We start from the raw sequence: 15729 nt of genomic DNA, 5'->3' as shown, positions 1-15729 counted from the left end.
GAAACTGAGATTGCCTAATCTTCCCTCGGACCAGGAACGCCTCCCGTAATGTCCATGCTGTGGTGGTGCGCAAGCAGCCGTCGACCCGCCTGTCAGCCGAGGACTGGCTCGAGGTGGGCTACACCGTGCTTGCCCATGAGGGAGTGCGCGCACTCAAGGTCGAACGCCTCTGCCAGCAAGCGGGCGTCACCCGCGGCAGCTTCTACTGGCACTTCGAGGACATCGAACGGTATCGGGCCGCACTGGTCGAGTCGTGGAACAAATTCCTGGAACGCGACCGTCAGGCACTGACCCAGCTCGAGGCACTGCCGCCCCGGGAACGCCTGTCGGCCCTGACGGAAACGCTGGTCAGTCCCAAGTACTGGGTGCTCGAGCGGGCGATGCGCGAATGGGCCCGCCTGGACACGGTGGCCGCCGAGAACATCCGCGCCGCCGACCGGCTGCTGCTTCGCACCGTGATAAAGGCCTACTGCGACTACGGTTTCAGCTACGAGGACGCCAAACTGCGCGCCGAATTGACCTTTGCCGCCGGGATCGGTTTGCTGCACCTCACCAGCTCGGCCGAACAGGCCCGATCGGTGGCGCAACGAGAACGATTCCTGGCCGTGATGCTGGGCGAGTCCGAAACGACCCAAGCTCAATCAGATCATGGCGATGGGTGAAATCTTCGCGCCAATCGCCAACGCCCCGGCCAACTCTCGACTCGTGTCGTAGTCGAACACCACATGCCCCGAGGCGATGTCCACATCGCGCTTGGCGCGCTGCATAGGGCTCGACAAGAAGTGGGCGCTGGCACCGGCGGCCTCCATGAGATCGGCGATGATCGCCCGGCTTTCGTGCACGGTGCGCGCGGCAGCCAGTCGCGCGTCGGCCCGCACCGCTCGGCTCACCCGTTCGCCGCCGGCAACGATCGACTCGATGTCGTCGGCGGTCTTGGCCACCAACGCCCGCAGTGAGCTCAGCCGTACCCTGGCCTCACCCAGCCTGATCTGCGCGGCGGGCTGATCTTTTTGCGCCACCCCGCTGTAGGCCAGTACCCGTTCGCTGAGCCGTTCGGTGAAGAGTTCGGTCACCCGTTCCGCCGTTCCGAGCACGGGCATCGCCGCCGTCAGCGCCAGCGCCGGAACCATCGGCCACCGGTACGTGGCAACCCCGTGCTCACGCGCGCCCGGTGCCGTCCCGCCGTAGATGTCGGCCACCGCGACCACTCGATGCTCCGGGACGAAGGCGTCGGTGATGACGAGATCGTGCGAACCGGTGCCGCGCATGCCGGCCGTGTGCCAGGTGTCGACGACCTGGACCTGGTCGGCGGGCACCACGACGAGTGCCGGATCGATGCGGTCCTGACGTTCGATGAGTGCGCCGACGATCATCCAATCGGCATCCAGTGCGCCCGTCGCCCACGACCACCTGCCGGTCACCCGCACGCCGCCGTCCGCCGGCACGCCGCGGCCGGTGGGGGCCAGGGGAGCCGGCGCCAGCACCGGCCCCGCCGCAAAGACTTCGTCCTGAAGGCGCGGATCGAACAACGACAGCATCCAGTTGTGCAGCGCGTAGAAACCCAGCGTCCAAGCGCTCGATGCGCAGCCGTGCGCCATGCGCCGAATCGGTTGCAGCAGTTCGGGAAAAGAGGCCTGCAGGCCGCCGAACCGGGCCGGCAGCAGCAACCGAAACACGTCGGTCTGCCTGAAATCGCTGATCGTCGCCGCGGGCAGGCGCCGCAATCGCTCGGCCTCCTCGGCGCGATCGGCCAGCCGCGCAACGAATTCGTCGGTAACGCCGTGCAGCGGGCGGCTTTCAACCACGGACATAATCACGACCGTAACATACTTTTTAGTATGGGCGAGATTCAGTTGCGCTCCGCGGCATTTCGCCCTACGCACAAAAGTCCGCTCGATGTCGCGATCTGTGGAAAACGCGGCGCAACGTCGGCAGCCGGGGTCATGGGGGCGGCAGCACACTGCTCGCGCGGGCAGCGACGTTCTGGCAGCTGAACGCCGGATGAATTCGTTCCACCCGATGAACCGAGTCACCCGGGAGACCGTCTGCATTGTGTCGCAGTGCTTTACCGGCGTTTGGAGGTTCGGTGATCGTCAACAACCCGCATCATGGCCAGGAAACCACCCTCGTTCGTCCCCTTGGAGCAGGGGAGCGGCTTTTCTACCGATACAGCGAGCGCAATCCCGCTCATTTCTGCATCACGGCGGAATTTGATGAAGTGCTCGCTGAGGACCAGTTGCGGGCCGCGTTGAATGCTGTCCAGCGACGGCATCCCCTGCTGTCTGTACACGTAGAGGATTGGCCCGGGATTCGTCTGGGCTTCTATCGCGCGGCGACCGTTCCGCCCATCGAGCTGGCCGTCCGCCAGGGCCCGGAGCTGGCCTGGCAGGCCGCCGCGGCAGAGGAACTCAGCCGACCGTTCGACCGTTCGCGTGCGCCACTGATGCGTGCATTGTTGCTGCAGAGCCCTTCCCGTAGCGCGCTGCTGCTCACCTTCGACCACACCTTTGCCGACGGAATCGGTTCCACCGTTGTGCTCAACGACGTGATGGCCGCGCTCAACGGTGAGGCCTTGGCGAATCTGCCTGTGCCACAAGCTCAAGAGAGCATCGTCTCGAACCTCCTGGAAGAAACTGAGGCGCCGGACCCCAGCGTGCTGTCCGACGACCCGCGGATGACCACGCCTAGCGTCATCCGTCCCTTCGATGGCGCCTTGACCAACGTGCGCACCATGGCCATGACCTACGCGGACACCGCGGCGTTGGTAGCGCGTTGCCGCGCCGAGAGGACCACGGTGCACGCCGCACTGGTGGTTGCGCAGTGCCGCGTGCGTGCCACGGACCGCGGCGAAGAGTTCATCCGCGTCCTCAGCCCGATCAACCTGCGCCCGATTCTCGGAATCGAGGGGGGCTGCGTCCTGTGCATCGCGCCGACCGCGACGGGGCACGCGCCGTGGGACGGGACACCGTTCTGGGGCCAGGCCCGCGCGATGACCGCACATCTCGACGTCGCCCGATCGGCGCCAGGAATCCGTACGGCCTCGCTTGCGCTCGAGCAGATCATCACTCCCGATGCCGAAACCGGCGACGCCGAGGAGCTTTTCAGCCGGATAAGCCCGTGGGAGATCATGGTCACCAACCTGGGCGTGCAAAACCTCGATGGCGCAAACCCTTTGCGTCCGACGGCGGTGTGGGGACCGGTGGTGCTCAGCCAGACCGATGGCGAATATCTGACCGGAGTCACCACCTACGAGGGCAGGCTGAGAATGGTGACCTGTGGCCATAGCGTGCCGGACACCTTCTTGAAGAGTGTGGGTGACGCCTTGATGGCCGCCGTCGAGGAATCCTGACGTCCGAGCCGGTTGCTACCATCGCGCGGTGAGTGATCGCCCGGGTGGGCTGCGATCCGTTGCACGTCGCGACGTCCTGAAGATCGCCGGTGTGATGCCGGCGATCTTCGCCGCCGGCGCGCTGCTGCCCATTCCGCGCGCAGCGGCCGGGGTGGCCGGGATGTCGGTCTTCCTCGACCCGGGACACAACGCCGTGAACGACGCGTCGATCAACCAGCAGGTGACCAACGGCCGTGGTGGCACCAAGCCGTGTCAGACGTCGGGCGCGGTTGCCGACGACGGCTATCCCGAGCACGCGTTCACCTGGTCGGTGGTGCGGCTGATCAACGATTCGCTGAACCAGATGGGCGTTCGCACGCAGCTGTCGCGGGACAGCGACGGCGGCGTCGGCCCGTGCATCGACCAGCGCGCGGCGGCGGCCAACGCCATGCGCCCGGACGCGATCGTGAGCATCCATGCCGACGGTGGGCCGCCATCGGGCAGCGGATTTCACGTCAACTATTCGAGCCCGCCGCTGGGCGACGTCCAAGCCGGGCCGGCCGTGCAACTGGCGCATGCGATGCGGGATGCCTTGGTTCAGTCCGGTTTACAGCCGGCTGACTACATCGGCTCGGACGGTCTGTACGGCCGCGACGACCTCGCCGGGCTGAACCTGGCCCAGTACCCCGCGGTCCTGGTCGAACTCGGCAACATGAAAAACGCGGGTGACATCGCGCGAATGGAAAATCCGGACGGTCGTGCGAAATATGCTGCCGCGGTCACCCAGGGGATAGTCGCCTTTCTGAACTCCAAGGCCGCCACTGGCTAACGTGGACGCGGCCGAGCTAATCGCCCGACGCTTGTTGAGCTCTGAGCAGCTAACTTTGCGCCGCCTGCAACCTGGCGTCCCGACTCGACAGTTAACGCCAGGACAGGCGGGGTGGCGAATGCTGGGCCGCAACCTAAATTGCGCTTATGTGTGGCGCAGCACTATATGTAGCAGTACCGAAAGGTCCTTCTGGCGGAAAAAGAGTGCGTCGTGCCTGCACCGACTATGTTGATTTGTTGCGGTGGGACGTCACGAGTTTCAGGGCATGTGGTGACGGTGAACGCCGCCGAACCGGCGCGTTGACGGGGAATGGGATGGCAATTGATGAGGGGATGGGTGACCAGCTCCGGCCCTGCATCGAGGGGCGCCGATGACATATAGCGGTGGTTATCAGGATCCGTTCGGTGGCGACCCTTTCGGGGGCCAGGCCGGTGGCCAGGGGCCGGCGTTCGGACAGAACCAGCCCGGTCATCCGCCCGCCGGATCCGGTGCCTTCCCGTCGGCGCCGAAACCCGAGACCAACACGCTGGCCACGCTGTCGGCCATCTTCGCGTTCGTCTTCGCGCCGGCCGGTGCCGCGCTGGGGCACGTGGCGTTGTCCCAGATCCGCCAGCGCCACCAGCGCGGCCGCGACCGCGCCATCTTCGGTCTGACGGCCTCGTACCTGATCATCGTGCTGGCGGTCGGCGCGCTGGCGGTGTGGTTGGTGACCAGTGGATCCGGTTCGAACACGGCGTCCAAGACCGCGGCCCCCAGCCCCTACGTGCCGCCGACCCCGCCGCGCACAACCGTGATCACGCCCCCGCCCGCGCAGCGCCCGAGCGTCGCTGTCAGCGACCTTCGGGTGGGTGACTGCATCGAGGTCCAGCAGAACAAACCGGACCCGTCGGAGAAGGCGGACTTCATCACCATCTACCCCGTCACATGCGAGGTGCGCGAGGGTGTGCTGCAAGTGACCCAGCTGCTCTCGAACGACTCCTGCAAAACCCCCACGACGCTGTGGAACCACAACAAGACCGTGTACGCCTGCATCGTCGACTTCAAGGGTTGACATGGGGCCGCACAGAGAGGTCTCTTGTCGCACAACACCGCGGTTCGCCGCTATGGCCGATGGGGTGAACTGATGTATCCCAGCGAAGATCCTTTTGCGCCGCAGTCCGGCGACCCTTTCGGCGGACCGCCGCCCACCGTGTCATACGGCGGCGCGCCGACGACTCCGGTCGGCTACCCGGGTGCGCCATTCGGCGCACAGCCGCCGCGCGCGGACTACAACACGCTCGCAGTGCTCTCGCCGGTCTTCGGCGTGATCGTTCCGCCCGCCGGCATCGTGATGGGCCATCTCGCGTTGCCGCAAATCAATCGCAGCGGTGAACGGGGGCGCCCGGCCGCGATCGCCGGCCTGGTGATCGGCTACCTGATGTGTGTCCTGCTGATCCTGGGCGGCGTGTATTGGGGCACCCGCCCAAGCAGTTCGACGCCGGCGACCGCGTCCAGCTCCGCTCTGCCCAGGCCGATGCCGCCGCGGGTCATCACGTCGGTCGCACCGCCGACCACGGTGCCGCGGGGCCCGAAGCTCGACCTGGCCACCGTGCCGATCGGCACCTGCGTGGAGCTTCAGCTGCGCAACAGTACGGGCAATGACGCGCTGGACTTGTTCGGTGTCGACTGCGAGCACCGAGACGGTGTGTACACCGTTGCCGCGCGGGTGCGCTCGAGCAACCAATGCAACTCGGTCTACGTGACCGCACCACCCGACCGGTCCTTTGCCCTATGCCTGAATCCCTATTGAGATCGGCGACAATGAACGCGCCAAACCCCTTCGACTTCAGCGACTTCGGCCCGGGCAAGCAGGCCCCGTCCGGCGGCGGTCAGCCGCCGGTGCAAGGGCAGGGCGGGGCGCCTTCGGGCGGATTCGATCCGTGGGCCAACCAACGACCCGCCCCGGCGCGCCCGGGAACCCCCGATGCGTTTGCAGGCCCCGGCGCGCCGGCGTTCGACCCGACTAGCGGTCGCGACGCGTTCGGGCGACTCACCGCGAGCCCCGCGGGCATCGGCGCGCTGACGACGGCCGGCCCGCCGCTGGTGTGGTTCGTGGTGGCCCTGGCGCTGGCGATCGCCGGTGTGGCCCTGGGCGGGACGAGCGCGTTGGGCGGCCCGATGATTGGGGCCGCGGCCGCGGGGTGGGTGTTGGCCGGGCCCCTGGCGATCGGCGCCCTGGCGGTCTTCAGCCGGGTCGACACCAGGCGCCGCACCGAGGCCATCTATTCGGCGCCCACCTGGACGTCGACGCTGTACTGGGTGGTGCTGGTCGTCTGCCTGGTCGGGATAGCCGTGGGGGCCTGGCAGATCGCGCTGTGGGCGGGGACGTTGTAGTGACGGACTCTTCTCGAATATCTCGCGGCCGCAACGGCATTGCCATGCTGGTGCGTGTTGCCGCGGCCGCGGCCCTGGTCGTCGTGCTGAACGTCGTCGGCTGGGCGCCGGTGGCGTCGGCGACCGGCTCGCCGGGGGCGAGCCGGTTCGGGGCGTGCCTGGCCTCGCAGAAGACCGGTGATCTGCTGTTGTTGTTCGACGAGTCCAGCAGCCTGCAGCAGACCGACCCGCAGGCCGCGCGGGTGCAAGCCGCCCGTTACCTGGTGCAGACGCTGGGCAAGTACGCCGACCGGGTGAACGCGAAACTCGACGTCGCGGTCGCCGGTTTCTCCGACACCTATGTCCCCGAACATGATTGGACCCAGCTCACCGGCTCGAGCGCCGACAGCGTCGGCGCGTCGCTGGATCCCATCGCCAAGAAGAACACCGGCATCGACACCGACTACTGGCTGGCCCTCGACGGTGCCCGGCAGGCGCTGACCACGCACGCCGGCGCGGCCAACAAGGGCCAGCGGTGCCAGGCCATCGCCTGGTTCTCCGACGGCATGATCGATTTCACCGCCCGGCCGGTCGCCAAGCCCTACGCCGACGGGGTCAAGCTGGACTCGCCGAACGGAATCCCCGACACCACCCAGAAGGCCGTGCAATCCATCTGCCACCCGAGCGGTCTGGCCGACCAGCTCCGGTCGAGCAACATCATCATGCTGGGAATCGGGCTGGGCGCCAAGCAGACTCCCGGTGACTTCAACGTGATGTCGGCGATCAGCACCGGCAAGGGATTGCAGGGTATGGCGTGCGGCGCCATCACCGATCCGGTGCCGGGCGACTTCTTTCCCGTCGCCAACATCGACGACATGCTGTTCGCGTTCGACGCCCTCAACCCGGATCCCGGCGTCACCGACCAGGGCGGGGTCTGCCAGATCAAGGTGTGCCCGGAGGCGCGGCACAACTTCGTGCTGGACCGGTCCATCAAGGAGGTCAACATCCTGGGCTCCGGCGGCGTGCCCGGCGTCGAGCCCTACCTCGTCTCCCCGACCGGGCAGATCCTGCCACTGCCCAAGAAGGACGGCGCCCAAAACGTCAACGTGGACGGCGTATCGGTGAACTATCAATGGCAATCCGAGTCCGCGCAGACGATCTCACTGCAGAACGGCAACGCCCCGCACTGGAGCGGCCAATGGGCGATCGTCTATGTCGACACCACCGGCCAGCACGCCGACGCGGTGTCCAAGGTCAGCATTCACATCACCACCGACATCTTCCCCGCCCTGACCGGCGGCGACAAAGTCGCCTGGCACAGCGGACAGACCCTCAAGGGCCTGATCTTCGGTTTGGTCGACGGACAAGGCAAGCCGATGGCCCCGAGCGACTTGGCGGGCACGGCCACCATGTCGGCCTCCTTGGCACCCGACGGCGCCGCACCCATTCCACTGCTGACGGCGGCCGGCAAGGATGACATCGCCAAACCCGTCGACGCCGACCTGACCAAAGCCACCCCCGGCCACGCGACGCTGCGGATGTCGCTGGTGATCACCACCGCGTCCACCACCGATCTGAACGGCGGGCCCATTGCCGGCACCCAGTTGTCGCCGCAGGAAGTCGATGTGCCGGTGCAGATTCTGCCCAAGGTCGGTCTGCCCACCCCGGGAGAGCGCATCGACTTCGGCACCGTCGAGGGAGCCAAGGGGGCGACCGCGACGCTGAACATCACCGGACCGGGCTGCGCCTGGATCAGCGACACCGATACCGCGACGGTGGCGGGCGCACCCGACGGCATCGGCACACCGCATGTGGGTTCACCGACGAATTCGGGCCAGCACTGTCTGAAGGTGCCGGCCGGGGAAACCGCGCAGCTGTCGGTCACCCTGCGCACCGACCACAACGGTCACGGTGGTCTGAACGGCACTGTGCCCGTGCATGTTTCGACGCTCGACAACCCCGACGACGCCCAGACCGTGCCGGTGGCCTTCACGGCGTCGATGATCAACCCGCTCAACACCACCAACTTCATTCTGGTGCTCATCGCCGCGCTGCTGCTGGGTCCCGGAATCCCGTTGGCGTTGCTGTACGCCTCGAAGTGGTGGGTGAGCAAGATCCCGGACAATCCGCTACTGGCCGAGCGAATTCCGGTGCAGGTCGAGCACGACGCGGTGCTACGCGGCGGTGAACCGTTCGCGATGGCCGACACCGATCTGGTGCAGCCGGTGACCGGGCTGCCGCCTGGTGGCACCCGCCAACTCTGCGTGGCCGGGATCAATCTCTCGGTCGTGATGGGGCGCAGCCCATTCGGTTCCGGCCAGGTGGTCGTCAACGCCGAGGGCCTGATCAGCGTCGGGTCGAAGTTACCCGGATCGGACAAAACCGGCCTGCGCGCGGTGCTGCCGTTGGCGGTGCACAACACCTGGGTGCTGCTGCACAACCCGTACGGGCCCGAGAACGCCGCCGAGGTATTGCTGTTGGTGGCCGGAACCACCGACACCACCGCGCGGGAACGGCTCTACGAAGACATCGCCCAACGGCTGCCCGACCTGCTCACCGGGTTGCGCCTGCGCGCCGTGCAGGCGGGCATGACGGCACCGTTCGCGGCGCCGGGTGAGACGGCTTCCCCGTTCGGTGACACGCCCGCGAGCGTCGTGGCCGGCCCGGTCGGAAACGATCCGTTCGGCGGTGGCGATTCGCCGTTCGGGGGTGCGTCCGCCGCGTCAGCGCCGCCCGCTGCCGCTCCGAAGCCCGCGCCGCCACCCGTACCACCGCCACCCGCCGCGACGGGACCGGTGCCGCCGGGCTTCAATGAGGCGGAGACGCAAGAGCGGCCGATACCCGAACCGATACCCCGCCAAGACGACACGATGGCCGCGGGCTACCGGTACGACGACGAGCGCGATCAGCATGATGAGCGCGAGGAGGGCGAACCGCCCGGGCTCCCGCCGACCGAGGCGACACAACCCTCCTATCGATTTGACCCAAATCCATTCGACCCGTTCGGAGAGGGCACCTGATGCGACGATTCCTGGTAGTGGGCTGCGGCGGTTCCGGCGGCGCCACGCTGTCCCTGATGATGGACCAGCTGCGCTCCGAACTGCACACCGCTGGGATCGAAAAGCTGCTAGCCGGTTGGCAATTCGTCCACATCGACGTCCCAAGCGCTGCCGAGTCGGGTCCGGAGGGCCTGGCGAACGTGCCCGCCCAGGGCGGTAGCTACGTCGGGTGCGGACCGCAGGGCAGCAGCTACGCCGTCCTCGATGGTGCGCTGTCGCAACGACTGGCGGCCGAATCGGCGTTGGACACCATCGCCACCTGGGCGCCGCGCAGCCCGCAGGAGGTGTCGATTCCGATCTCGGCCGGCGCGGGGCAGTACCGGGCGATCGGGCGGATGATCACCCTGAGCAAGGCCGCCGAAATTCACGCTCGGCTGCAGGCCGCGTGGGACACGCTGTTTCGCGTCGAGACCGTGTCGGAGATGTCGACGGTCGACGTGCCGGGCATGGGCCGCTTCGACCCCAACGAACCACCCCTGGTGTTGGTGGTGTCGTCGATGGCCGGCGGTGCGGGCGCGTCGATGGCCCTGGACGTATGCCGCCTGCTCACCTTGGTCACCGGTCTGGATCCCCGGTTGATGGGCGTATTCATGGTGACCCCCGACATCTTCGATTCGCTGCCGCAGAGCGCCATCATCGGCGTGCGGGCCAACGCGTTGGCGATGCTCGGCGAAATCGTGGCCAGCCAATCCGGTGCGGCCCGCGAACACGACGTACGAATCCTGCGCGCCTTGGGCCACCATCACGGTGAGGGAGAACCGATTCCGTTCGCGCGGGTGTTCCCGGTGGGCCGCTACATCGGCGCCGACCGCACGCTGTTCGGCGACGGCTCGCAGTACGCGGTGTACCGGGGACTGGCGCGTGGTTTGGCCGGGCTGATGATGAGCGGCCGGGCCAGTGACCAGTTCGTCGCCTACGACCTGGGCAACACCGCGTCGCCGGTGGGCGATCGTGACCTGCTGGGTTGGGGCATTTCGTCGTGGGATGTGTTGCCCTGGGGCACCTATGGCTTCTCCAGCCTGAGCATGGGCCGTGACCGCTACGCCGAATACGCCGCCCAGCGGCTGGCCCGCAGCTGCGTGGACAAGTTGCTCGACGGGCACATGCAGAAGGGCAATCCCGCATCGAGCACCGAACAGCTGGACTCGCTGTTGTCCAGCCAATGGGGTTCGCTCTGCGGCGAACTCGGGTTGCCGGCCAGCGCCGGCGACGAGCAGACTCGGGTGACTCAACTCGGGCGCTGGATCGGCACCGAAGCCTTCACGTCCGACACCGTCGCCTCCACGGTCAACGGCCTCATCGACCGGCAGCTGCGCAACCACCTGCCGAACCCGGAAGGCGTTGCCGCCGAACAGTGGGTGCCGACCATGCGGCAGGCCGTGCACAACAGGCGCGCCGAGTTGACCAGGGCGTGCGCTGATGCGGCCTACGCCATGGCTTTTCAGTGGCACCAAGATTTCGCCAAGCGGCTCGAAAAGGCGGTCGGCGCGGCCATCGCCTCGCTGGGATTGCCGTTTGCGCGGGAAGTCGTCGACCAGCTGCGCCGGCACATCGACGACCAACTGACCGCGGGGGTTGCGCAGCTGGGCAACATGGGCCCGCCCGACATCGTGGCGATCTCGCCGCAGGTGGACGCCGGGCTGAAATCCCTGCACGGGGTGATGACCAACACCGATCAGGTGGTGGCGGCGGTGGTGGACGGGTTCCGCGCGACGGTGCGCCGTCAGCTGTTCGCCGACGCGGCCTCCCGCATCGCCGACGTGATGCGGGTGCTGGGCGTGGAAATGCTGGTGCCGCTGCGTGATCGCCTCAGCGAGGCGATGATCCAACTGGAGATCGCGCGCTCGGAGCCGCCGACCGACGTCGGGCTGGCGCGGCTGTCCACCGATCAGTACGCGGCTTGGCCGGCGGACGCCGACGAGCTGGTTCCCAGCCGGTTCGCCGAGGCGAACAACGAAGTGCTGCTGATCAATTCGACCGCCTTCAAGGGACGCTACGAGGCCGATCTGCCGAAGGCGGTGGCGGGCGCCAACGCGATGATTCCGTTGCAGTCGGCCATCGAGGAGGCGACCACGCGGGTGATCCTGGGGGAGTGGCAGACCACCGGCGGCGTGGCCGCACCCGGCGGGCTGATCGAACGCACCGCCACGTGGGTCACCCGGGCGCTGGGCACCGACCCGGAGACCGGTCGCGCGCGGGTCCCCTCGATCGCGCAGTTCGACATCCACACCCGCCCCGTGGAATTGTTGCGCCGCGCCCGGTTTTACGTCGAGCGGCCCGGAGAGTCGTTCGCGGAATTCTGCAAGGTGTCGCTGCGCGATTACGTGCAGGGTGCGGGAGCGTCGGAGTCGGAGCTGGTGGCGCGCCGGCGCGACATCGCCACCAAGTTCGCCGAGGCGCTGTCGCTGGCGCGACCGCTGGCCAGCGTCAACGACCAGGCGCTGCAGCGCGTCCACCCCGGTCAGCATACCGAGTACCGCTACAAGTTCTCCGAGATTCCGTTCGCCGGTCAACCGGTTGACCGGGAGCTGTTCGAAGTCATCCGCAACAATCCGCGCATTGACCAGGCGACGAAGGACAACTACGGGCGGTCGCTGTCCGACGAGGACAGCGTGACGCGCATCGACATCTTCGGCTCGTATCCCAACTATTCGCCGCTGGCGTTCGACTCGGTGCTCAAGCCCGCCGCCCAGCAGTGGGCGCAGACCGCGGGGCCCGGCCGGGGCGGCTTCTGGAGGTTCCGTCGCTCGCGGCCGTTGCCGGCGTCGCTGCCGATGACCGATGAGCAGCGATTCACCATGACCGGCGGCTGGTTCGTCGGTCAGCTACTGGGCCGCATCCAGATCCCGGCGTCACCGTTCACCGAGCCGGTGCGGATCTACGACGCCGACAGCGGTCAGTGGCTGAACTTCCCGAACCCGCTGTTGACGCCGCCGTCGGCGTTCAAGGCGTCCTACGACTGGTTGCCGGCGGTACTGGAATCGATCCTGCTGGCGATCGCGCAATCGCACGAGCCGCCGGTGATGCGATCGCTACGGCCCTACAGCGTGCTGCGTGAACTCTACGACGCGCACTCACAAGACCCCGCCAGCGGCATCGTCGCGCTGTCCGCGCAGGGACTGTTGCGTGAGTTCCTGCACGGGGGTTCGACCACGCCCGGTCTGCAATCTCGGGTACCGGGGATCGCCGAGGCCCAGACCGCCTACGCGCGCGCCGCGGCAGCGGTCGAGTGGTTGACCACCATTCGTGATGTTGCGGCGCAGTATCTTCCGGCGGACATGCCCGGGGCCGCCCCGGGTGGGACGTTCACCACGGTGCCGACCCGCACCACGGCGTCGAACACGCCCATGTTCCGCGACCTGGCGCCCGACGTGTACGCGGCCACCGGTGCACTGATCAACCTGATCCAGCACGAGGCCGAGGCGCTGGCGGCCGGCGCGGCGGCGAGCGGCCCGGTGCTCGATGGCGGTGCGCCCGTGGTGATTCCCGAAGGTGGGACGTTCTGATCATGGGTCTTTCCGGCGACGCTGCGCTCACCGTGATCGTGGCACCTCACCTGCATACCGACGAGCTCCTCGGTGTCCTGTGCGATTATTCGGCCGCGGGACTGCTGGGCGTCTTCGTCTGGGTGGATGCCGGCGATGCCCGTGGACCCGCCACGACGGCGACGATGGTGCGCGACGGCAGGTCGGAAAGTGTCGTGCTGCAACAGGTTTTGACTGCCAAGCGTTACGACCGGGTCCGGGTGGCGGTATTGGTTCCGCTTGATGCTGCGGCCGAACAGCGGGCGCCCCTGGCCGCCGAGCAGTTCGTCGAACAGGTGGTGCGCAGCACCGCCAGGGGCGCGGGGATGACCCTGCTCCGGATGCTGCTCACCGGCGGGCGGTCCGGAACCAGTCAGCTCGACTCGGCTGTCGTCGTGGAAGGCTGGCACAACCTGCTTATCGCGCCGGAGGATTCGCCTGCACCCGGGTTGGGCGCGGTGCCGTGGGGACACCTCGCCGAACCGCTGGACCTGGCCCAGCGTGCCGCGCCGGTGGTCGCCGCGGTGGCCGGTTTGTGGGCCGATGTGCAGCAGACCCCCTTCGACACCCTGGAAATCCTGCCGGGCCAGACGCTGCGCGCGGTGCGCGCGTTCTACCGCAGCCTGGACACCGCCGAGGTGGAACGACGGCTGCGGGCGCGACTGTTCGATCCCGCCGGACGGCTGCCGTTGCCGCACGGCGGCCAGGTGCCGGTGCTCTACGTCGAGGACGTTTCGGCGGTCGCCCAGTCGATGGCCCGGGCGCTGTGGACCAAACATCGCGACGTGCTACGCAGCCCGCGCATGGGTGCCGACGGTGTTGCCACGCAGGCTATTTCGATTTGGGCCGCGCTGAAGATGTTCCTCCGCTTCATGGGCGGGGCCCTGCGCAACGCGCCGTCGGCATGGCTGTCGGCGGTCAAGGGATCGGTATCGGCGGTGTTGGCCTCAACCGTGCAAGGCACCGTGTTCGGCGGCCGCGAATCGGCGTTCTCGGTGGTCACCGGCAGTCAGCTCGCCGACTGGCAGGATCTTGGCCGCAGCGCTGAAACGCTCAACGCGGCCATCGGCGGATCGGCGGCCAACGGGCAGCTGGCCCAACAAGATCTCAGCTCGCTGTGGACCGACTTCGTCAACGGCGCACTCACCCTCGCCGACGGCGGACGCCGCTCGAAGGGGCTCGACCCGATCCAAGTGGGCGCGGGTGTCGGTGTTGTGGCCAGTGCCGCCGACGTCGTACCCAGTCAAGCGGACCGGTTCACGGCCATCCCGACGTCGCTGGCCGCGGTGATCGGCGTCAGCGACCTCGAGCCGGCCGACGTGCTCGGCGCCGCCGACCTGCGCCAGCGGCTGCAACGCGCCTATTCCGATCCCGCCGCCGGCGTGGAGGCACGCGGAGCGTCGACCGAGCTGGAGCGCTGGCAGCAGCACGTATCGAAAAGCTATGCGTGGCAAGCGGGATCGATCCTGGCCGACTTCTTGGGACGGGCCCGTACCGAGGTAGCGCAAATCGCCGAACAGATTCAACGGGCGGCCAGCGAGATCTCGATCGACGAGCGGGTGCGCGCCCGCCAACAAGCCATCAGCACCATCCTGGCCACACTGACCTGGGCGACGCTGGGAGTCCTCGTCGTACTGGTCGGCCTTGCGGTCGCCGGCTTCACCGGCTGGAAATACACGTTGATCACCGGCGGCATACTGCTCGGGCTCTACATTCTGGTGTCACTGACCCTGTTCCTGTTCGCCCAGCGTGACATGTTCACCTTGATGAATCTGCGCAAATCTCAACAGAATCAACTCGAGATGATGCAGGCGAATCTGCAGACCGCACTGCAGGATGTCAGCCGCCTGTCCACCGCGTACGGCCAATATCTGTCCTGGTGTCGGGTGCTGGGTCCGGTGCTGCGCGCGCCCTTTGGACCCGCCCCTGCGGGGCGATCGGCGGCGCCATTGATTTCCGACGGGCTACCGCGCTGCGCCCAGGTCGGGGTCGCTGATCCCGGTGCGGAGCGGGCCGACGACGCGGCGCATGCCATTCAGCGCCGCCTCTACGCGCTCGGCTGGCTGACCAAACCGTGGCAGGAGATGGTCGCCCATGCCGCGGGCCGGCTCCGAGAGGAGCCCGAAATGCTCTATCGCATGCCGGGTTTCCAAACCGGCTCGGGTTTGGATCAGTGGTCGGCGGCGGTGGCATCCGGGCAAGTGCACTCCACCGGCGCCGAGGCGCTGTGGCAGCGCGTCGAGCAGATGTTCGCCGAGGACGACCGCGTGGGCACCGCGCTGACGGGTGCGGTATTGGCGCCGGCGATGGGGCAGCACATCGCCTCCGAGCAGTTCGCCGCCGGCGTCGTCGACCATCGGCCGGGACAAGCCGCTCCATTCGACGGATCGGTGTTCACCGACGCGGCGACGACCGCGGGCCGCTGCGCGGTAGCCATCGATACGGCCACGCTCGCCCGGCCCGGTCTGGGTTTTCGGGCCGCGGTGGTGCAGGCCAGTGATGGGCTGGCGCCCTACGACTTCACGCTGTTCGAGGTGCCGCTGGCGGCGGCGTCGGGAGTGGAAATGGAGAAGACCGCGGTGATCACCCACACCGAGCACCGCGACGCGCCGCCCGGCGGGGATTTGGTGTTCTAGC

At 67.7% G+C, this 15729-nt stretch carries 10 protein-coding genes; 9 read left to right on the top strand and 1 reads right to left on the bottom strand.

Annotated features, from left to right (window positions below; translation table 11 throughout):
• Positions 1–113 precede the first annotated feature (113 nt).
• Positions 114–662, top strand: a complete 549-nt coding sequence (locus tag A5782_RS04715) for a TetR/AcrR family transcriptional regulator (protein WP_197694109.1) — start codon at positions 114–116, stop codon at positions 660–662.
• On the opposite strand, the gene A5782_RS04710 is transcribed toward A5782_RS04715, so the two are convergent.
• Positions 642–1811: an acyl-CoA dehydrogenase gene (locus tag A5782_RS04710; protein WP_067095840.1), complete on the bottom strand. Its 1170-nt coding sequence runs from the start codon at positions 1809–1811 to the stop codon at positions 642–644. The two genes, A5782_RS04715 and A5782_RS04710, sit on opposite strands and share 21 nt — an antisense overlap.
• A gap of 275 nt (positions 1812–2086) precedes the next feature.
• Here A5782_RS04710 and A5782_RS04705 point away from each other — a divergent pair, with 275 nt between their 5' ends.
• From A5782_RS04705 to A5782_RS04670, 8 genes are all read left to right on the top strand, one after another.
• Entirely contained in the window at positions 2087–3349 is a 1263-nt protein-coding gene (locus tag A5782_RS04705; protein ID WP_067095837.1) for a condensation domain-containing protein, read from the top strand.
• 28 nt (positions 3350–3377) lie between these two features.
• Complete coding sequence (locus A5782_RS04700; protein WP_197694106.1) at positions 3378–4157, top strand: Rv3717 family N-acetylmuramoyl-L-alanine amidase; 780 nt, start codon at positions 3378–3380, stop codon at positions 4155–4157.
• A 370-nt stretch (positions 4158–4527) separates the two neighbouring features.
• Positions 4528–5208 (top strand): DUF4190 domain-containing protein, encoded by a 681-nt coding sequence (locus A5782_RS04695; protein WP_067095834.1) that lies wholly within the window; start codon positions 4528–4530, stop codon positions 5206–5208.
• A gap of 72 nt (positions 5209–5280) precedes the next feature.
• Positions 5281–5946: a DUF4190 domain-containing protein gene (locus A5782_RS04690; RefSeq protein ID WP_156623798.1), complete on the top strand. Its 666-nt coding sequence runs from the start codon at positions 5281–5283 to the stop codon at positions 5944–5946.
• 11 nt (positions 5947–5957) lie between these two features.
• A complete protein-coding gene (locus tag A5782_RS04685; protein ID WP_067095828.1) occupies positions 5958–6530 on the top strand; it encodes a hypothetical protein in 573 nt (190 codons plus the stop codon).
• Positions 6530–9529, top strand: coding sequence for a vWA domain-containing protein (locus A5782_RS04680; RefSeq protein ID WP_231986594.1), 3000 nt, complete (start codon positions 6530–6532; stop codon positions 9527–9529). The genes A5782_RS04685 and A5782_RS04680 overlap by 1 nt, the downstream gene beginning before the upstream one ends.
• The gene (locus tag A5782_RS04675) at positions 9529–13074 is read left to right on the top strand and encodes a tubulin-like doman-containing protein (RefSeq protein ID WP_067095821.1); all 3546 of its coding nucleotides are present in this window, start codon (positions 9529–9531) and stop codon (positions 13072–13074) included. The genes A5782_RS04680 and A5782_RS04675 overlap by 1 nt, the downstream gene beginning before the upstream one ends.
• Positions 13075–13076: 2 nt before the next feature.
• Positions 13077–15728, top strand: coding sequence for a hypothetical protein (locus tag A5782_RS04670; protein WP_067095817.1), 2652 nt, complete (start codon positions 13077–13079; stop codon positions 15726–15728).
• Position 15729 lies beyond the last annotated feature (1 nt).

Source organism: Mycobacterium sp. 852002-40037_SCH5390672 (assembly GCF_001665875.1).
Classification (GTDB): domain Bacteria; phylum Actinomycetota; class Actinomycetes; order Mycobacteriales; family Mycobacteriaceae; genus Mycobacterium.
This window is presented reverse-complemented; position numbering and strand designations above follow the sequence as displayed.

Coding starts and splice junctions, on each gene's coding strand:
- A5782_RS04710 (WP_067095840.1), bottom strand. CDS start 1,811: ATGTCCGTGGTTGAAAGCCGCCCGCTGCACGGCGTTACCGACGAATTC.
- A5782_RS04695 (WP_067095834.1), top strand. CDS start 4,528: ATGACATATAGCGGTGGTTATCAGGATCCGTTCGGTGGCGACCCTTTC.
- A5782_RS04690 (WP_156623798.1), top strand. CDS start 5,281: ATGTATCCCAGCGAAGATCCTTTTGCGCCGCAGTCCGGCGACCCTTTC.
- A5782_RS04685 (WP_067095828.1), top strand. CDS start 5,958: ATGAACGCGCCAAACCCCTTCGACTTCAGCGACTTCGGCCCGGGCAAG.
- A5782_RS04675 (WP_067095821.1), top strand. CDS start 9,529: ATGCGACGATTCCTGGTAGTGGGCTGCGGCGGTTCCGGCGGCGCCACG.
- A5782_RS04670 (WP_067095817.1), top strand. CDS start 13,077: ATGGGTCTTTCCGGCGACGCTGCGCTCACCGTGATCGTGGCACCTCAC.